Genomic DNA, 17,989 nt, shown 5'->3' on the forward strand with positions numbered 1-17,989 from the left:
TTACCTGAACTCGATCTCGAGCTTCTCGACCTCGTTGATCTTGATGCCCTTCATGCCCTTCAGGGCCGCCTGAATCTCGGTGAGCGAGGGGTTGCTCCCGAGCTTCTCCATCGTCTCGATCCCGGCGGGATTGGCGAAGAGCTCGCCGAAGGCCACGTCGAACAGCGTGACGCGCTTGCCCTGCACGTGCGTCGCGTTGGTGCGGACCAGCGTGCCCACCGGCTCGACGGCGATCGCCACGCGCATGTCCTTGAACATGGGCGCGAGCATCGCGAGCATCTCCTTGGGCATCTCCGGCGTGCCCGCGGTCTTCGTGGGCTCGGCCTTCTTCTTCGCGTCGGCCTTGGCAAGCTCGTCGAGCATGTTCATCGTCAGCATGCTCGATCCGGCGCCGCGCGTGAACTTGATCGGCAGCGGCTCGCCCTTGCCCGTCGCCTTGGCGGCGCCCTGGTCCATGTCAGGCAGCGCCGTGCTTACCTTGAGCGTGTTGAAGTCCTTGAAGGCGTAGACGGCGCGCACGCCCTTCATGTCGCCCTGGGTGACCGGCTCGCTCGACACGAACGTGACGCCCTCGCCGAGTTCGGCCGCCTGGGCCTGCAGCTTCTCCTTCGAGAAGATCGTCGCCGGGTCGATCTTGGGCGCCGCCTTCGCGTCGCCGCCGCCCATCATGCCCATCATCCCCATCGCCGAGCTGTTGATGAGCATCGTCTGCTCCATCGTGCCCGAGCCGTCGGCCTTGATCTTGACGACCGAGTCGATCGAGATACACCCGACCGCCGCGGCGGCGACGAGGGCCAGCACAGCCATCTTCACGTAACGCATGCACGTTCTCCCGGGCCCAGCGGGCCCCTCGTTCGCCCGTCACCATGCCGTCGGAACGCGGATGGTAAGCTGCCGGAAGCGAATGTTCTCGACCCGGCTGCCGTCCTCGCTCGTGCCCTCGCCGCTGGCGGCAGCGGTGGCGGCCCGGCGCGCGCGCCCCGGACGGATCGTCGACCTGACGCTGTCCAATCCTACAGCGGCTGGACTGGCATATCCGGAAACGCTGGCCACCGCCTGGTCGAACGTCGACGCCCTCCGGTACGTCCCCGACCCCCGGGGCTCGGGCGCCGCGCGAGAGGCCGTGGCGGCCTGGCATGCCTCGGTGGGCGATGCCGTGAGCGCGGACCGGCTGATCCTCACGGCCAGCACCAGCGAGGCGTATTCGCACCTGTTCAAGCTGCTCTGCAATCCCGGTGACGGCGTGCTGGTGCCCTGTCCCAGCTACCCGCTCTTCGAGCACCTCGCGCACCTCGACGCGGTCGTCGTCGACAGGTACACCTTCCGCGATGCCGGCCGCTGGGAACTCGACGAACGGGACCTCCGCGACCGCATCACGCCGCGGACGCGCGCCATCGTCCTCGTCGCGCCCAACAACCCCACCGGGTCGGTGCCGTCCCCGGACGAGTGGGCCGCGATCGCCGCGGTGTGCCGCGAGCACGACCTGGCGCTCATCGTCGACGAGGTGTTCTCGGCCTACCCGCTGGCGGCGGGCGTCGACCACGTGCGCATCCCCGACCTGCCAGGCGTGCTCACCTTTCGTCTCAACGGACTGTCGAAGCTCGTCGGCCTGCCCCAGGCCAAGCTGGGGTGGATTGCCGTCGACGGACCGGACGACCTGACGCGCGGCGCACTCGACGCGCTCGAACTGATTGCCGACACGTACCTCTCGGTGTCGACGCCCGTGCAGGTGGCCGCACCGACGCTGCTCGCCGAGGGCGCCGCCGTGCGTGCCGCCATCGCGGCCCGGCTGCGCGCCAACCTGGCGCAGGTCGTCGCGCGCGTCGCCGGCACGGCCATCGACGCCCGCCTGCCCGACGGCGGCTGGAGCGTGGTGCTCCGCGTGCCGTGCGTCGGCGGGCCCGACGACGTGGCGCTCGCGATGCTGGCGCAGGACGTGATCGTCCACCCCGGTTACTTCTACGACCTGCCGCACGACGGCTACCTGGTGCTGAGCCTGCTCACGCCCGAGGCCGACATGCGTGTCGGCCTCGATGTCCTCTGCGCGTTGCCGCTGCTGCAGCCCGCCTGAACCGACCATGCCCCATCCCACCCTCGGCCGCCGTGCCGGCCTGCTCCTCCCGATCTTTTCCGCGCGGTCGACGCGCAGCTGGGGCACCGGCGACATCGCCGACCTGGCTCGTCTCGGCCCGTGGCTGCGCGCCGCCGGCCTCCGTCTGCTGCAGGTGCTGCCCGTCAACGACATGGCGACCGGCCAGACGTCGCCGTACTCGGCGCTGAGTGCCATGGCGATCGAGCCGCTGTTCATCGCCGTGGACGATGTGCCGGAGGTGGCGGCGCTCGGCGACGCGGCGTTACAGGACGACGAGCGCGTCCGTCTCGCCGTCATCAACGAGTCGGCCGTGGTGCCCTACGCCGAGGCGATGGTGCTGAAGGAGGCGGTGCTGCGACGCGCGTTCCTCCACTTCCGCGACGCCGAGTGGGCGCGCGACGGCGCCCGTGCTCGCGACCTCCGCGCCTACATCGCCGACGAGGCCTGGTGGCTCGACGACTACGCGCTGTTCCGCGTGCTGCACGACCACTACGAGTCACGGGCGTGGTGGGACTGGCCCGCCGGGCTCGCCGCGCACGACGCCGATGCGCTGGCCGAGGCCCGCACCACGCATGCGGAGGCCCTCCTCGAGACCTGCTGGCTGCAGTGGGTGGCGCAGCGCCAGTGGGAGCAGGCGCGGCGCGACCTCGAGGGTATCGCCCTGGTTGGCGACCTGCCGTTCATGGTGAGCGCCGACAGCGCCGACGTCTGGGCGCACCAGCACCTCTTCTCGCGCGAATGCACCGTGGGCACGCCCCCCGACGCCTTCTCCGAGACGGGGCAGGACTGGGGCCTGCCGGTGTACCTGTGGGAAGAGATGCGCGCCGACGACTTCGGCTGGCTGCGGATGCGTGGCCGCCGCATGGCCGCGATGTTCGACGGTTTCCGCATCGACCATCTCGTGGGCTTCTATCGCACCTACTGGCGACCGCTCGACGGCGAGGCCCCGCGCTTCGTCCCGGCCGATGAACCCGAGCAGTGCGCGCTCGGCGAGGCAGTGGTCGAGGCCTTCGCCTCGGCGGGAGCGGCGCTCATCGCCGAGGACCTCGGCACCATCCCCGACTTCGTGCGCGCATCGCTGAATCGCTTGCAGCTCCCGGGGTACAAGGTGATGCGCTGGGAGCGCAACTGGCACGCGGAAGGCCAGCCGTTCCACGATCCCGCCGGCTACGCGGCCACCTCGCTGGCCACCACGGGCACGCACGACACCGACATGCTCGCCGACTGGTGGGAGACGACCTCGATGGAGGAACGGACGGCGTTCCTCGCGATTCCGTCGCTGGCCGACGCCGGCTTCACCCCCGATCAGCCGTACGACGATGCGTTGCGGGACGCGCTGCTGGGGACGCTGCTGGAGTCGGGATCGGACCTCGTGATCTTCCCGCTCCAGGACATCTTCGGCTGGCGCGATCGCATCAACGTGCCGGCGACCGTCGGTCCGCACAACTGGAGCTGGGCCAGCCCGATTCCCGTCGATCGCCTGCTCGACGATCCCGAGGGCCACGAGCGCGCCGACACGCTGCGCGCGATGATCGACGCCTCCCAGCGGTAATCGGATAGCGGCCGCGTGGGACACGCGGCCCTACCTCCGAGACCGTCACGACACAGAGGTCGGGGCGCGGTGTCTGGCGCGTCCAACACACAGAGACGGGGCGCGGTATCCGTCGCGTCGCACACACAGAGGTAGGGCGCGGTGTCCCACCGCGCCGTCATTTCACATCACGAACACATGGAAGAAGAGATCGGACCCGTTCGCGCGCCGGAACTCGACGGCGCCATCGCGTGGCTCAACACGCCAGAGCCGCTGACGCTCGCGCAGCTGCGCGGCAAGATCGTGCTGCTCGATTTCTGGACGTACGGCTGCATCAACTGCCTGCACGTGCTGCCCGACCTGCAGCGACTGCAGGCGAAGTTCGCCGACATCCTCGTGGTGATCGGTGTCCACGCCGCCAAGTTCGACAACGAGCGCAGCACGGAGAACATCCGCCGCACGCTGCAGCGTCTGGGTATCCGCCATCCGGTGGCCAACGACGCGGCGTTCCACATCTGGCAGGCCTACACCGTGCGGGCCTGGCCCACGCAGGTGCTCATCGATCCCCGCGGCTACGTGGTCGGCACCGCGACCGGTGAGGGGCACGGCGCGCAGCTCGAGGAGGTCATCACGGCCGTCGCGGCCGTGTTCGAGCAGGAAGGGCTGCTCGACCGCACGCCGCGTCCGCTGTCGCCGGAGGACCGCGCGATCGACGGGCCACTCGCGTTCCCGGGCAAGGTGCTGGCCGACGAGGCCGGCGGGCGCCTCTTCATCGCCGACACGCAGCACCACCGGATCGTCGAGACGGACCTCGAGGGGCGGCTGCGCCGCGTGTTCGGCTCCGGCATCCCGGGGCGCGACTACGGCGCGGCCGGCGACGCGCAGTTCCGGGAGCCGCAGGGGATGGCGCTGGCGGGCGATGTGCTGTGGGTGGCCGATGCCGGCAACCACCTGGTGCGGCGTATCGACCTTGCGTCAGGGCAGGTGAGCACGGTCGCGGGCACGGGGCGGCAGTCGACGTGGCAGCAGACCGACGGCGGCGCGGCGCTCGAGACGTCGCTGAACTCGCCGTGGGACCTGGCGTGGGACGGGCGGCTGCTCTTCATCGCCATGGCCGGACCGCACCAGCTCTGGCTGCTCGATCCCGACCGCGGGCTCGTGATCCGCTACGCCGGCACCGGCGCCGAGGGCCGCGCCGACGGGCACGTGGATACTGCCGCATTCGCCCAGCCGTCCGGGCTGGCGCTGGCCGATCGCACGCTGTATGTGGCCGATGCCGAGGCCAACATCGTGCGTGCCGTCGCCCTGCCGCCCGAGAACACCGTGCGGACCATCGCGGGCGGGGACCTGTTCGAGTTCGGCGACGTCGATGGCGTGGGCGACGAGGCCCGCTTCCAGCACCCGCTCGGGCTGGCGGTCGCTGGGGGGCAGATCCTGGTGGCCGACACGTACAATCATCGGATTCGGCGGCTGGATCCGACGACGGGTCGGGTGCAGAGCTGGGTGGGGTCCGGGCGCCCCGGGCACGTGGATGGCGCGGCGGGTGCCGCGTGCTTCTACGAACCGGGTGGGCTGTCGGCGACCTCGCGGCACGTGTACGTGGCCGACACCAACAACCACGCGGTGCGCGTGGTGGACCTGGCGACTGGCGTCGTCCGCACGCTCGAGATCAGGTAGGGCCACCGGCGACAGGCTGCAGGCCGCCTGCGGCCGGCGTTGCGGTTCGAAGGCAATGGTTCGTGGCCGTCGACGTTCACGTCGACGGATGACTTTCAGGAGAGGACATACACATGATTCGTACGTCGAGTGCGCAGTGGAACGGTGGGCTGAAGGACGGCAACGGGACGGTCAAGCTCGGGAGCGGCGCCTACGAGGGCCAGTACTCCTTCACGTCGCGCTTCGAGAGCGGCACGGGCACCAACCCCGAGGAACTCGTCGCGGCGGCGCACGCGGGCTGCTTCTCGATGGCGCTGTCGGCCGGCCTCGGCAAGGGCGGCATCAACGCGACGCGCATCTCCACGGTGGCCAACGTCAACTTCGAGAAGGTGGGCGAGGGCTTCAGCATCACGCGCATCGACCTGGTGACCGAGGGCGAGGTGCCCGGCATCGACGAGGCGACGTTCCTCGAGTACGCCGAGGCGGCCAAGAAGGGCTGCCCGATCAGCCGCGCGCTCGGCGCGGTCGAGATCACGCTCAGCGCAAAGCTGGTCTGAGAATGCTGCGATGCTGCGATGCCGGGAATGTCGCAGGAAGGCAATCACCTTGCGACATTGTCGGCATTCGCGGCATCGCAGCATTCCGCCGGCTACTGACGCGCAGCGTCAGTAGCCGGCGGCGTATCCGTCTTTCCTGCTCTCCGACGCGCCGTAGTACACGCCGTCCTTGCGCATGATGGCCTGGTAACCGCCGTACATGCCGTACGCGTGCGTCACCTTGTGGCCGCGCCGCATCAGCTCCCGGATCGTCTCGGCCGGGTAGCCCTGCTCCAGGTTCAGCTCGCCGACGTTGGGCACGTGACCGCTGCGCGGGAACGATCCGACGTGGTAGATGCGCGGCGCGTCGCCGGCCTCCTGCAGGTTCATCCCGAAGTCGATCAGGTTGAGCAGCACCTGCACGTGGCCCTGCGGCTGCATGTCGCCGCCCATCAGGCCGAAGCTGAGGAAGGGCTCGTCGTTGCGCGTCACCATCGCGGGGATGATGGTGTGGAACGGGCGCTTGCCCGGCGCGTAGCCGTTGGGGTGATCCTCGCGCAGCTCGAACCACATGCCGCGGTTGTGCAGGGCGAAGCCCGTGCCTGGCGCCACTTCCATCGACCCGAACGACAGCGAGTTGCTCTGGATGAGCGACACCATCATCCCGTCCTTGTCGGCGACGGTCAGGTACACCGTGTGGCTGTCGACCGGGAAGCCCGAGTCGTACACGCCGGCGACGTCCGGCTTCACGAGCGCGCGCCGCTGCGCCGCGTACTCCTTCGTGAGGAGCTTCTCGACGGGCACCTTCATCGAGCCCGGATCGGCGTACACCGCGGCGAGATCCTCGAAGGCGAGCTTCTTGGCCTCGGTGAACCAGTGCACGTGGTCGGCGCTGCCGAAGCCGGCCTTCGCGAGGTCGACGCCCTCGAGCACGTTCAGCATCTCGAGCACGGCGCTGCCCTGCGTGTTGGGCGGCATCTCCCACACGCGGTGGCCGCGATAGGTCGTGCTCACCGGCGTCACCCAGTCGGAGGTGTGCGCCGCGAAGTCGTCCACCGACAGCAAGCCGCCCTGCGCCTGGATGTGCGTGGCGATGGCCTTGGCGATCGGCCCCTTGTAGTAGGCGTCGCGGCCGCCCTTCGCGATCAGCTCGAGGCTGTCGGCGAGGTCCGGATTGCGGAAGAGCGCGCCCTTGGCCGGGAACTGGCCGCCGGGCATGTACAGCGCGCGCAGGTTGGCGAAACTGCCCGCTGGTGTCCCGGGCAGGCGCTGGCTCAGGCGGAGGCGAGAGTCGTCCGAGATGTCGGGCGCGACGGGAAAGCCCTCACGCGCATACGCGATGGTCGGCGCGAGCAGGCGGGCCATCGGCGTGCTGCCGAACCGCGCGTGCAGCATGAACCAGCCGTCGACGCAGCCGGGCACGCTCACCGCCAGCGGCCCGTTGGCAGGAATCCGCGACAGCCCGCGTCGCTTCAGTTCGGCCAGCGTCATGCCGCGCGGCGAGCGTCCCGAGGCGTTGAGCCCATACGGCTGTCGCGTCTTCGGGTCCCACACCATGGCGAACAGGTCGCCGCCCATGCCGCTGTTGCCCGGATCGCCGAGCCCGAGGAACGCGTTGGCGGCGATCGCGGCATCCACGGCGTTGCCGCCGGCCTTGAGCACGTCGAGTGCGATCTGCGTGGCGAACGGATGGCTGGTGGCCACCATGCCGTGGCGCGCAATCACCTCGGATCGCGAGGCGAACGGCCGACCCGACAGCCGGTCCTGGGCCGTCGTCGAGGCACCGCAGGCCAGCGCCAGCACCGTGGCCAGCGCAAGGCGCATGACGGGGGAGGTCGTCGCGCTCACGCGTGCGTCCCGGCGACGATCTGCAGGTGGGCGATGTGGTGACGCCCGTGCCAGGCGTACATCTGCACGAGCTTGTCGAGCGACATCGGCCCGCGCTCGGGATGCACGATCTCGCGCAGGAAGGCCTCGTCCGGCAGGGCCTCGAGCAGCGTCGCCCAGCGCTGGTGGATGGCCTCGACGAGCGCCAGCGACGGCTCGATGGGCGACAACGCGGCATCGGGCAGTTCGGCCCACGCCTTCTCGTCGTACGCCTTCAGCGTGGGGCGATCCTCGGTGAGCAGCCAGCGCGTCCTGATGTAGGCGTTGAGATGGCTGTCGGCCACATGGTGGATCACCTGACGCGCGGTCCAGCCGCCCTCGCGATACGGCGTGGCCAACTGCGTCTCGGAGAGCGCCGTGGCCGCGGTCCTCAGGGCCTGCGGGAACTGGCCGATGGCGGATATGGCCGCGCGGCGCACATCGGCGCCGCCGTGCTCGTCGAACACGAAGCGGCCCACGGGATAGCGGAGGGCGTCTGACATGGAGGCGAGTCTATCAAGCTGGAATTCAGAATTCAGAGTCCAGAATGCAGCGCGGGGCGCACGCCTCCTCGCTTCGCGGAGCAGCACGGGCCGGGGCACGGTCAGGAGAAGCTCCTGGTCGCATCCGACCTGCCCTGACCGCTGTGGTGTATCTTCCCGGCAGCCCGACCGTGCTCCGAGCTGCGCTGAATTCTGAATTCTGAACTTTGAATTCCGAATGGCTGTCTACCGATTCACGAACGCCATGCCATCCGGCGTGTAGCGTTCGCCGGCGACCTTGTCCTTCGGTGAGATGGACGCGAGGCGCGCAAGGTCGGCGTCGTCGAGGTGCACGTCGGCTGCGGCGACGTTCTCCTCGAGCCTGGCGATGCTGCGGGTGCCGGGGATGGGCACCATGTCGTCGCCCTGCGCCAGCACCCACGCCAGCGCGAGCTGCGCGGGTGTGCAGCCGCGGTCCTGCGCCATCGCGGCCACCGCGTCCACGAGCTCCAGGTTCTTCGCGAAGTTCGCGCCCTGGAAGCGTGGCGATCGCCGCCGGAAGTCGTCTTCGGCGAGGTCTTCGACGCGGCGGATCGCTCCCGTGAGGAATCCGCGCCCGAGCGGGCTGTAGGGGACGACCGTGATGCCGAGCTCGCGGCACGTCGGGATGATGTCGTCCTCGATGTCGCGGCTCCACAGCGAGTACTCCGACTGCAGCGCGGCGATCGGGTGCACGGCGTGGGCGCGACGGATCGTCGCGGCGCTCGCCTCCGACAGCCCGATGAAGCGCACCTTGCCGGCGTGCACGAGGTCGGCCATCGCGCCGACCGTCTCCTCGATCGGCGTGCCCGGCGCGACGCGGTGCTGGTAGTACAGGTCGATGTGATCGACGCCGAGGCGCTGCAGGCTGCCGTCGCAGCTCGCCTTCACGTACTCGGGCGTGCCGTCGATGCGACGCTTGGTCGGGTCCGTCAGGTCGCGGACGATGCCGAACTTGGTGGCGATGAGGACATGGTCGCGGTAGGGCGCGAGCGCCTGGCCGACGAGTCGCTCGTTGGTGTAGGGCCCGTACATGTCGGCGGTGTCGAAGAAGGTCACGCCCAGGTCCACGGCCCGATGGATCGTCGCGATGGACTGGGCGTCGTCGCGCGGGCCGTAGAAGTCGGACATGCCCATGCAGCCGAGGCCGAGGGCGGAGACGGGGACCCTGGGCGGGCCGAGCGAGCGCTCGTGCATCTGCGGAGTGTACCTGCCCGTGCCGCTACCCGGTGTTGGGAACCGGCGACGCCGCGACGCGATAAACTACGCCAATACTTACCGATGAGCCGCCGTCCAGCGACGGTGCAGGGAGGCCTCCATGGCAGAGATCGAGCGGTCCCTCGACGAGCAGCGCCGCGACTTCGCGTCGCGTCGTTTTCTGGCGATGCCCCTGGCGGGCGCCATCGCGTGGCTGGTGGTGGCCGTGGCCGGGCTGGCCGTCCCTGGTGCGGCGTGGTTCGTGCTCTTCATGGCCACGGGCTCCATCGTCTACCTCGGCATCGGCCTCTCGAAGCTCACCGGCGAGGACTTCCTCGACAAGACGCGCCCGAAGAACGCCTTCGATGCGCTGTTCTTCCACACGGTGGCCATGTCGCTGCTCGTCTACGGCATCGCCATCCCGTTCTTCATGGTCGAGCCCTCGTCGCTGCCGCTGTCGGTGGGGATCCTGTCTGGCCTCATGTGGCTGCCCGTGTCGTGGTTCATCGAGCACTGGGTGGGCTACTTCCACGCAGGCGTGCGGACGCTCGCGCTCGTCGCCGCGCACTACGCCTTCCCGACCCAGCGTTTCGTCGTGCTCCCGCTCGTCATCGTCGCGGTGTACGTCGTGACGATGGTGGTGCTGGAGCAGCGCTGGCGTGCGCGTGTGGTGGCAATTTGAAATTGGACATTCGAAATGCTCGGGCGAGGGGCTTCGCCCACTCGCCGCGAAGCCATCCACGCAAGGCGTCCGCCCCCTGGATGTTCGTCACGGACATCTCCGTGGGCTTGAGACGTCCGTAGCCGTCGGACTTGTCCGACGGTCGGTCATGCCTGGCCCAACGATGCAATTCAGGGTGTTGGCCTCGACCCTGTAGTAGAACACCCAGTCTGTTCTCCTATCGTCACAGGTGGGAAGAAATACCTCCTGGTGACGTGCGTCCGGCGTGAGTATCCTGGCGCGACATGACAGAGCGACGCGCGCGCTATGGCTGGGAGTCTGACTTCCCCGCGTTCTCCGCGGCCGAGCCAGGCCTCATCCGTGATCGACTGCAGTCCTTCGTGAGAGACGCGTCGCCGGAGCAGATGCGGGCCTGGACCGATTCAATCCCGCCGCTCCAGCGTGAGGTCGGCGAGGTCCTGCTGAAGGATCGGCTGGCCGAGAAGTACTCAGCCATCCTCGAGTACGAACTGCCCCTGGAGTCTCGTCGCCCTGATGTGGTGCTGCTGGTGGGTGACGGCGTCCTGGTCATTGAACTGAAGGGCAAGGAACAGCCGTCACAGGCAGATATCGATCAGGCCGCGGCCTACGCTCGCGATCTCAAGTGCTATCACCGGGAGTGCTGGGACCGCGAAGTTGTCGCCGTGCTCGTTCCTACCCGGGCCCGCGGCTACGTGCGAGAGGCCGGGACGGTCCACGTGGCCGGGCCGGACGCTGTCGATACGCTGGTTGAGCAGCTCTCGGCAAGGGCCGTCGGCGACAGCGTGCTCACTCGCGAGCAGTTCCTCGACGAGGGTGCCTATTGTCCACTGCCGACCCTGATCGAGGCCGCACGCGAGCTGTTCGAGTCGCGAACGCTTCGACGCATCCATAAGGCGCACGCGGACACTGAGCCTGCACTGGACGCCATCAACGAGATCATTCACCACGCGGCCGCAACCGGCACCAGGCACCTGGTGCTGCTCACTGGCGTACCAGGAGCGGGCAAGACCCTGGTCGGCCTGCAGACGGCGCATGCGCGCTTTCTTGACGACCTTGCCGTCCCGCGCGGTGACGGACGCCCAGCGTCGCCGGCCGTGTTCCTCAGTGGCAACGGCCCTCTTGTGGAGGTCCTCCAGCACGAGTTCCGCTCCTCGGGAGGTGGAGGCAAGACCTTCGTCCGTGGCGTGAAGGACTATGTGAAGACCTACTCACGCAAGCCCGGCCTCGTGCCGCCCGAGCACGTGTTGATCTTCGACGAGGCGCAGCGCGCGTTCGACGCCGAAATGGTGGCGTTCAAGCACCCGGAACATGACGGGCCGGCCAAATCAGAGCCTGAGCACTTCATCGATTTTGCGGACCGCGTCAACACGTGGTGCGTGGTCCTTGGCCTCATCGGCACTGGCCAGGAGATCCACGTCGGTGAGGAGGGCGGCCTCGTGCAGTGGAGGTCCGCGGTCGAGGGCTCGAGCCGGAGCGGCGAGTGGACTGTGCATGGCCCGCTGCTCGTCGAGCCTGTGTTCGACGGGGGGCGGGTGCCGTTCCGGGTGCACCCGGGACTCAATCTCGACAACGCCCTGCGCCAGCACCAGGCGTCGAACCTGCACAGGTTCGTGGCACGTCTCCTCGAGGCTACTCCGTCCGACATGCTGAAGCCCGAGGCCGCTGGACTCGAGCACGTCGGGTTCAACTTCCGGATCACGCGGTCGCTCGACGTGGCGAAGGCATACCTGCGGGAGCGGTACGCAGACGACCGCGAGGCACGGTTCGGCCTGCTCGCATCATCAAAGGACAAGCACCTGACGCGGTTCGGTGTGATGAACGACTTCCAGTCGACCAAGCGTGTTCGCGTGGGCCCGTGGTACGGCGACGCCGAGGACGCGTACGCAAGCCGCAGCTGCCGCTTGATGGAAGAGTGCGTCACGGAGTTCGCGGCTCAGGGCCTGGAACTCGACGCCACCTTGCTGGCCTGGGGCTCCGACCTGCGCCTGTACGACGGCATGTGGTCCAATGCGCTCGCGTCCGGGTATCAGCGTCGCGCGATGGTCAAGGACGCCATGCAGCTTCGTTTGAATGCGTACCGTGTCTTGCTAACGCGCGGCCGTGATGCCTGTGTAATCTTCGTGCCGCCGCTCGAGGGCCTTGACGAGACCTGGCAGTACTTCACCGACATCGGCTTCACGCAGCTGTAGGGGGGCCGGGTTGGCGGGCCCGGAGCGGAGTCGAAGGGGACAGCCGGCCCTACCTGACCACGCAGGTCCGCGGGCGGGCTGCGAGAACTGGCCCTGATGGTGTCGAGGCACGAGCTAGCCCTCCCCGGCCGACCCTCAAGCCCCAAGCCCCCAGCCACCCGCGCCCCCTTTTCGGCATTCCCGGCATCGCGGCATTCTCACCGCGCCGACACGGTCAGCGGCGCGTCCAGATACGCCGCGTAGCGCTCGGCGGCGCGCACCGCATCGCTGGCCTGCTCCTCCGTGGGCCGTTCGAGCCACTCCATGTCGACGACGACCGGCGCGCCCTGGCGCGTCGGGAGCGTGCGGCGCCAGCGGCCCGCGTGGACGCCTCCCGCGACCAGCGGCTGCGAGAGCAGCGCCGACTGCGCCACCGTCGTCACCGGCGTCGATGGATGCAGCAGCGCCGTGCGGTCGCGGTAGGCCACCGCGTACTCGTCGAAGTTCGGCAGCAGGTGCACGGTGGCCCTCGCGGGGGCTCGGCGCTTGCGCCCGCCCGACCCCGGAACGGCGTCGTCGCTCGCCGTCCAGCACGGTTCGCCGTCCACCTCGATGCGGCGGAGGAAGCCCGCGGCCGCCTCAATGCCGTCGCGGACGTCGCGCATCGTCAGGCCCGACCACCACGCCGCATCGCGTGCCGTGGCAGGCCCATGGCTGGTGAAGTAGCGCCGCATCAGGGCACCACGCCCGTCGCCGGGCGCGCCTGGCATCACAGATGCGGGCACGCGGCTGTCGAGGAGGGTATACGTGAACTGCTTGCCGCGCCGGGGACCACTGCAGATCAGGCCTTCGAGCTCGGCGTGCATCAGCAGATGGGGGAGCCGCTGCCCGTCGGGCGCAACGCCTGCCGCGCGCAGGGCCTCGGCCAGTTCGTGCCGGGTGCGGAATGCGCCGTCCGCGAGCGCCTTCGCGAGTACCGTTTCCGCCCTGGCCCGCGTTCGGGTGTCGAGTCCGAGTTCGACGTAGCGCGCCGCGTTGGCCGCATGGACACGCGGCGCCGTGAGGGCCAGCATCCAGCGCAGATCCTCCGGTGCCACCAGGTGCCACGTAGGCCTGAGGACGTGCGTCCGCACGAACGCGCCCTCGTCGAACGCGGCGAGCAGGTCGGCCTCGGTGACCGGCCGGTCCATGCGCTGCGCGATTGCCCAGAGGACGCCAGCGAAATCCTGCGCCTGCATGGCGCCGAACCAGCGCACGACGTCGACAGGCCGCGTGGGCCGGCCCTGGCCGGTCAGCAGGTGGTGACGCAATCGTTCGGTCAGCATCGGGCGAGCGTCTCCGGGTGTGCGGCGCCGCAATCCTCTACACTGGCGCATCCCGATGCTACACACCCGACGGTCCTTCATCGAGTCTGCAGCGCTGCTGCCGGTCGCCGCGGCGACAGGTCTGCCCGCCGCCAGCGCGCCCGCCGTGCCGGCTCCGCCCATCGCGCGTCTCGGAGGACCGCACCTCAAGCCCGCCGTCAACGCCTACTCCTTCCTCGAGCTGCTGAACGCCAACGCCAAGGACAAGAGCCAGGGGCTCGACCTCTTCGGCGTGTGCGACTTCTGCGCCCAACTGGGCAGCGACGCGGTCGACCTGACGGGCTACTTCTTCCCCGGCTATCCCGCCGCGCCAGACGACGCGTATCTGGTGCGACTGAAGCGTCATGCCTTCGATCGCGGCCTGGCGATCAGCGGCACCGGCGTGCGCAACGACTTCACTGCCGCCGACCCGGCCGTGCGCGCCGAGGGCGTGCAGCGCATCAAGACGTGGATCGAGGTGGCGGCCAAGCTCGGAGCGCCGACAGTGCGCGCATTCGCCGACTCGCAGGCGCCGTTCCGCACCTGGCAGCAGGCCTCCGGCAACGCGACCCGCGAGGACGTGGAGCACTGGATGGCCGACGCGCTGCGCGAGTGCGCCGTGCACGGCCAGCGCTTCGGCGTCATCGTCGCCGTGCAGAACCACGGCGACTTCATCAGCACCGGCCCGCAGCACCTCGCGCTGCTGGACCGCGTGAATCACGAGTGGTGTGCTGCCCTCGTCGACACCGGCAAGTACCTCACGCCCGACCCGTACGCCGACATCGCCCTCGCGGCGCCGTACGCGGTGAACTGGCAGGTGAAGGAAACGCTCGGCAGCAGCATGGACTCGCCGCGCACGGACGTGCGGCGGCTCGTCGACATCATCAAGCGGTCGCGGTATCGCGGGTACGTCCCGATCGAGACGCTGTCGATGCGGCGGCGCGGCTACGACGCGCGCGTGGAAGTGACGCGCCTCTTCGGCGAACTCCGCGACGCGATCGGCTCATCGCGCTGAGTGCCCGGGCTGCGGCGACCTGAGGGGAGTCGCTGGGCGAGCGCGGGACCTGCTCCTGCACGATAGCGGCCGGGTGGGACACCCGGCCCTACCTTCCTGAGCCTGAGGTCCAGCCCCAAGCGCCGAGCGCCCAGCCCTCCAGCCCAGCCCCAAGCGCCGAGCCTGGTTCTCCGTCATTCCCGGCATCGCAGCATCGCAGCATCGCGGCATTACAAGGAAACAGAAAAGGCGCGCCCGTGATGAGCGCGCCCTTCGATGCCACGGACCGTCGGACAAGTCCGACGGCTACGAACTCTGTGCCTCGCCCTACTGATGCGTTGCCGGCATTCCGGCATCGCAGCATCGCAGCATTCTCAGCGCTGCGTCACGGGACGCGCCGCAGCGGTCCCCGGCGTGCCCGTCGGCGGCATGCCCGGCATCCCGCCCGGGCGGGCCTTCGGCATCGGCTTGCGCGGGAACAGCGCGTCGCGGTTGGCGGCCTGGTAGGCGAACGACGCAACCACGATGGCGTTCTGCATCAGGTCCTTCGGGATCGCGCGCTCGTACAGGTCGAGGTTGGTGTGGTGCGTGCGCGACGAGTACTCGAGCGGATCCTGGATGAACTGGAAGCCCGGCAGGCCGACGCCGTCGAACGCCTGGTGGTCGGTGCCGCCCGTGTTGCGGATGGTGAGGGCCTGCATCCCGAAGTTGTGGAACGGCTTCATCCACGCCTCGAACACCGGCGCTGCCGCCTCGTTGCCCTGCAGGTAGACGCCGCGGAACGCGCCGCCGCCATTGTCCATGTTCAGGTAGACCGACAGCTTGGCGTGCTCCGGCTTCGGCTTCATGTCGAGCGGGTCGGCGAAGTGCTCCTTCACGTACGCGCGCGAGCCGAGCAGGCCCTGTTCCTCGCCCGTCCACAGGCCCATGCGGATGGTGCGGCGCGTCTTGAGCCCCGACGCCTGCAGGATGCGCATCGCCTCCATCATGACGGCCGAGCTCACGGCGTTGTCGGTCGCGCCCGTGCCCGTGTGCCACGAGTCGAAGTGCGCGCCGATCATCACCACCTCGTCGGCCTTGTCGGTCCCCGGCAACTCCGCGATGATGTTGTGGCTGTCGAGCGGTGTGTCGACGAACCGGTTGCGCACGTTCATCGTGAGCTTGACCGGCAGCTTCTTGTCGATCACGCGCAGGAGGCGGCCGTAGTGCTCGGCCGCGAGCACCACCTGCGGCAGGGGCGCCTGGCCCTCCACCGTGCGGTCACCCTCGCCGGGCCCGGGGCCCTGGGCGACGACGGCGCCGTTGTCGCCGCGCATGCCCGACGACATCTCCACGACCGCGAGCACGCCCTCTTCCTTGTAGAAGGCCATGCGCTTCTTGCGCAGGGCCGCCGCGGCGCCGAAGTTCATGCCCGCCGGGAAGCGCTGCCGCTGACCGATCTGCTCCTCCGAGAGCTCCTCGAGGCCCTCGTCGGTGAAGCGGCGCGTCGGCGACTCGAAGTAGGCGGCGATGTCGCGCTGCGGCGACACGAGCACGAACTTGCCCTTCAGCGTGCCCTTGAACTTGGCGAAATCCTCATCCTTCTCGATCGACACGGTCACGGCCTCGCCGCTCACCTCGCCGTCGGTGCCGGGCGTCCACGCCTTGGGGTAGGCGAGCATCACGAAGGGCTGCGGCGCGTCCATGCGCACCGACGTGTGCTCGTTCACCCAGCCGCGGCCGAACGGTCCCCACTTCTCGGTGTGGACGTTGGCCAGGCCCCAGGCCTTGAGCTGCTGCTGCGCCCACTCCGACGCCTGGAACATCAACGGCGAGTTGGTGAGGCGCGGCCCGTGGACGTCGGTCAGGTAGCTCAGCGTCTCCATCACCTTGGAGTTGCTGGTGCCCTCCTGCTTGATCCGGTACAGGGCGTCGAGGTCGGCCTGGTCACGCGTCTGCGCGGCTGCGGGCGAGACGAGGGTGGTGGCCACCATCGCCGCGGCGATCATCACGCGGCGCTGGTCGGCCAGAAAGGTCCGGCTAATCATCGGTGCAGCTCCTTGAAACACGTGCGGTCCCGCTCACCGGGACATCCCGGAAAGACGACGGACGAACGGACGATGTTACCTCTGGTATGGGATCAAGGCCGGGCAGGGTGTTCCATCCGGCCGCAAAGCACAGCGGCGCGGTGAGACACCGCGCCCTACCTGTGAGCAACGGTAGGGCCGGTTGTCCCAACCCGGCCCAGATGTCGGCGCGGTCAGTTGCCGGCGGTGGCCGGTGCGGCGGGCGCGACGGCCTTGGCCAGGCGGCCGAGCGGGCGGTCCGGTGAGCCGGCGAACCGGTAGGCCTGCCGGTCGCGGTGCTCGACGTAAGCCGCGAGCGCGCCGGCCGGGATCGGCTGCCCCGGGGGCAGCTTCCGGTGCTCGTCGAGCGGGTTCACGTGGACGCCGCCCTTCAGGAGCTCGTAGTGCAGGTGCGGGCCGGTCGACAGCCCGGTCGACCCCACGTACCCGATGAGCTCGCCCTGCGCCACGCGCATGCCGGCGCGGAGGCCCGGGGCGATGCGCGAGAAGTGCAGGTAGCGGGTCTCGTAGCCGTTGTCGTGCTTGAGGTAGACCGAGTTGCCGCCGCCACCCGTCCAGCCGGCGCGGACGACAGTACCGCTCGCCACCGAGAGGACCGGGGCGCCGCTCGGGGCGCCGTAATCCACGCCGCGGTGTGCGCGGGCGGTCTTGAGCACCGGGTGGACACGGCGGAACGAGAAGCCCGACGTGACGCGCGGCTCGAACTTCAGCGGCGTCTTCAGGAAGAAGCGGCGCATCGAGCGGCCGTCGCGGTCGTAGAAGTCGGCCTTCTGGCCGGGCACTTCGTAGCGGAAGGCCTCGAAGCTGCGCCCGCCGGTGGTGAACCGGGCCGCCAGGATGTCGCCGTAGCCGCCGAACTCGCCCTGACGGACGACCTTCTCGAACAGGATCTCGAAGGAATCGCCCGGCTGCAGTTCGTTGCCGAAGTCGACTTCCCCTTCGAAAATCTTCGCGAACTCGAGCGCGAGGCCGATGCTCTCGCCGGCCTCGTTGACGGCCGCGATGAGCGACGGGGTCTCCTTCGAGATCTCCCCGCGGACCGACATCAGCGCCTTGTGCTTCTCGTACGGCACCACCTGCACGTCGTACTCGGGCAGGGCGTCCGGCGTCGCCTTGGCGTCGAAACCGACCACCTTGAGGAACTTGTCGGCGTCGATCTGGTAGGTGAACTCGCGAATGGCGCCGTCGAGCCCGACCTGCAGCCGATACGGGCGATCGGCGCGGAGGCGACGGAGGTCGAACCGCGTCTTCGCGGTCTCGACAAAGTGGTGGACGATGTCGTCGCTGACCTGGTGGGCGCGCAGGAGGCTGGCGAG

The 17,989-nt window shown here is 69.2% G+C and carries 14 protein-coding genes; 7 read left to right on the top strand and 7 right to left on the bottom strand.

All coding sequences use genetic code 11. From position 1 onward, the window contains the following. Window positions 1–822, bottom strand: coding sequence for a hypothetical protein (locus ACIRDX_RS04935; RefSeq protein WP_396624291.1), 822 nt, complete (start codon window positions 820–822; stop codon window positions 1–3). An 82-nt stretch (window positions 823–904) separates the two neighbouring features. On the opposite strand from ACIRDX_RS04935, the gene ACIRDX_RS04940 reads away from it, so the two are divergent. From ACIRDX_RS04940 to ACIRDX_RS04955, 4 genes are all read left to right on the top strand, one after another. Further along, the gene (locus tag ACIRDX_RS04940) at window positions 905–2,071 is read left to right on the top strand and encodes a pyridoxal phosphate-dependent aminotransferase (protein WP_396624292.1); all 1,167 of its coding nucleotides are present in this window, start codon (window positions 905–907) and stop codon (window positions 2,069–2,071) included. A 7-nt stretch (window positions 2,072–2,078) separates the two neighbouring features. Beyond that, window positions 2,079–3,644, top strand: a complete 1,566-nt coding sequence (malQ, locus tag ACIRDX_RS04945; RefSeq protein ID WP_396624293.1) for a 4-alpha-glucanotransferase — start codon at window positions 2,079–2,081, stop codon at window positions 3,642–3,644. A 177-nt stretch (window positions 3,645–3,821) separates the two neighbouring features. After that, window positions 3,822–5,300 (top strand): thioredoxin-like domain-containing protein, encoded by a 1,479-nt coding sequence (locus ACIRDX_RS04950; protein ID WP_396624294.1) that lies wholly within the window; start codon window positions 3,822–3,824, stop codon window positions 5,298–5,300. Between the two features lie 113 nt (window positions 5,301–5,413). Next, complete coding sequence (locus tag ACIRDX_RS04955) at window positions 5,414–5,836, top strand: OsmC family protein (protein WP_396624295.1); 423 nt, start codon at window positions 5,414–5,416, stop codon at window positions 5,834–5,836. 108 nt (window positions 5,837–5,944) lie between these two features. Here ACIRDX_RS04955 and ggt read toward each other — a convergent pair whose 3' ends face one another. The 3 genes from ggt to ACIRDX_RS04970 all read right to left on the bottom strand — a co-directional run bounded on the left by ggt (window position 5,945) and on the right by ACIRDX_RS04970 (window position 9,399). After that, the gene (ggt, locus tag ACIRDX_RS04960) at window positions 5,945–7,639 is read right to left on the bottom strand and encodes a gamma-glutamyltransferase (RefSeq protein ID WP_396624304.1); all 1,695 of its coding nucleotides are present in this window, start codon (window positions 7,637–7,639) and stop codon (window positions 5,945–5,947) included. Between the two features lie 20 nt (window positions 7,640–7,659). After that, window positions 7,660–8,184, bottom strand: coding sequence for a YfiT family bacillithiol transferase (locus ACIRDX_RS04965; RefSeq protein ID WP_396624296.1), 525 nt, complete (start codon window positions 8,182–8,184; stop codon window positions 7,660–7,662). Window positions 8,185–8,409: 225 nt separating this feature from the next. Continuing rightward, window positions 8,410–9,399 (bottom strand): aldo/keto reductase, encoded by a 990-nt coding sequence (locus ACIRDX_RS04970; RefSeq protein WP_396624297.1) that lies wholly within the window; start codon window positions 9,397–9,399, stop codon window positions 8,410–8,412. 121 nt (window positions 9,400–9,520) lie between these two features. Between ACIRDX_RS04970 and ACIRDX_RS04975 the strand changes: the two genes are divergently transcribed. Further along, a complete protein-coding gene (locus ACIRDX_RS04975) occupies window positions 9,521–10,081 on the top strand; it encodes a DUF7010 family protein (protein ID WP_396624298.1) in 561 nt (186 codons plus the stop codon). Window positions 10,082–10,461: 380 nt separating this feature from the next. Next, complete coding sequence (locus ACIRDX_RS04980) at window positions 10,462–12,291, top strand: DNA/RNA helicase domain-containing protein (protein ID WP_396624299.1); 1,830 nt, start codon at window positions 10,462–10,464, stop codon at window positions 12,289–12,291. 197 nt (window positions 12,292–12,488) lie between these two features. Here the strand turns inward: ACIRDX_RS04980 and ACIRDX_RS04985 are convergent, their stop codons facing one another. Continuing rightward, on the bottom strand, window positions 12,489–13,595 hold the full coding sequence (locus ACIRDX_RS04985; RefSeq protein WP_396624300.1) for a winged helix DNA-binding domain-containing protein: 1,107 nt from the start codon (window positions 13,593–13,595) through the stop codon (window positions 12,489–12,491). Window positions 13,596–13,650: 55 nt separating this feature from the next. Here ACIRDX_RS04985 and ACIRDX_RS04990 point away from each other — a divergent pair, with 55 nt between their 5' ends. Further along, on the top strand, window positions 13,651–14,628 hold the full coding sequence (locus ACIRDX_RS04990; RefSeq protein WP_396624301.1) for a sugar phosphate isomerase/epimerase family protein: 978 nt from the start codon (window positions 13,651–13,653) through the stop codon (window positions 14,626–14,628). Window positions 14,629–14,981: 353 nt separating this feature from the next. On the opposite strand, the gene ACIRDX_RS04995 is transcribed toward ACIRDX_RS04990, so the two are convergent. Both ACIRDX_RS04995 and ACIRDX_RS05000 read right to left on the bottom strand, forming a co-directional pair. Further along, on the bottom strand, window positions 14,982–16,634 hold the full coding sequence (locus ACIRDX_RS04995) for a M20/M25/M40 family metallo-hydrolase (protein ID WP_396624302.1): 1,653 nt from the start codon (window positions 16,632–16,634) through the stop codon (window positions 14,982–14,984). Window positions 16,635–16,846: 212 nt separating this feature from the next. Further along, the coding region (locus tag ACIRDX_RS05000) for a peptidoglycan DD-metalloendopeptidase family protein (protein ID WP_396624303.1) at window positions 16,847–17,989 on the bottom strand (1,143 nt) is incomplete at its 5' end.

This window comes from Luteitalea sp. (genome assembly GCF_044337415.1).
Taxonomy (GTDB): Bacteria; Acidobacteriota; Vicinamibacteria; order Vicinamibacterales; family Vicinamibacteraceae; genus Luteitalea.

Excerpts from the sequence above, each read along its gene's own strand:
- ACIRDX_RS04995 (WP_396624302.1), bottom strand. The coding sequence starts at position 16,634 with ATGATTAGCCGGACCTTTCTGGCCGACCAGCGCCGCGTGATGATCGCC.
- ACIRDX_RS04975 (WP_396624298.1), top strand. The coding sequence starts at position 9,521 with ATGGCAGAGATCGAGCGGTCCCTCGACGAGCAGCGCCGCGACTTCGCG.
- ACIRDX_RS04940 (WP_396624292.1), top strand. The coding sequence starts at position 905 with ATGTTCTCGACCCGGCTGCCGTCCTCGCTCGTGCCCTCGCCGCTGGCG.
- ACIRDX_RS04970 (WP_396624297.1), bottom strand. The coding sequence starts at position 9,399 with ATGCACGAGCGCTCGCTCGGCCCGCCCAGGGTCCCCGTCTCCGCCCTC.
- ACIRDX_RS04990 (WP_396624301.1), top strand. The coding sequence starts at position 13,651 with ATGCTACACACCCGACGGTCCTTCATCGAGTCTGCAGCGCTGCTGCCG.
- ACIRDX_RS04965 (WP_396624296.1), bottom strand. The coding sequence starts at position 8,184 with ATGTCAGACGCCCTCCGCTATCCCGTGGGCCGCTTCGTGTTCGACGAG.
- ACIRDX_RS04950 (WP_396624294.1), top strand. The coding sequence starts at position 3,822 with ATGGAAGAAGAGATCGGACCCGTTCGCGCGCCGGAACTCGACGGCGCC.
- ACIRDX_RS04935 (WP_396624291.1), bottom strand. The coding sequence starts at position 822 with ATGCGTTACGTGAAGATGGCTGTGCTGGCCCTCGTCGCCGCCGCGGCG.
- malQ (WP_396624293.1), top strand. The coding sequence starts at position 2,079 with ATGCCCCATCCCACCCTCGGCCGCCGTGCCGGCCTGCTCCTCCCGATC.
- ACIRDX_RS04955 (WP_396624295.1), top strand. The coding sequence starts at position 5,414 with ATGATTCGTACGTCGAGTGCGCAGTGGAACGGTGGGCTGAAGGACGGC.
- ACIRDX_RS04985 (WP_396624300.1), bottom strand. The coding sequence starts at position 13,595 with ATGCTGACCGAACGATTGCGTCACCACCTGCTGACCGGCCAGGGCCGG.
- ggt (WP_396624304.1), bottom strand. The coding sequence starts at position 7,639 with ATGCGCCTTGCGCTGGCCACGGTGCTGGCGCTGGCCTGCGGTGCCTCG.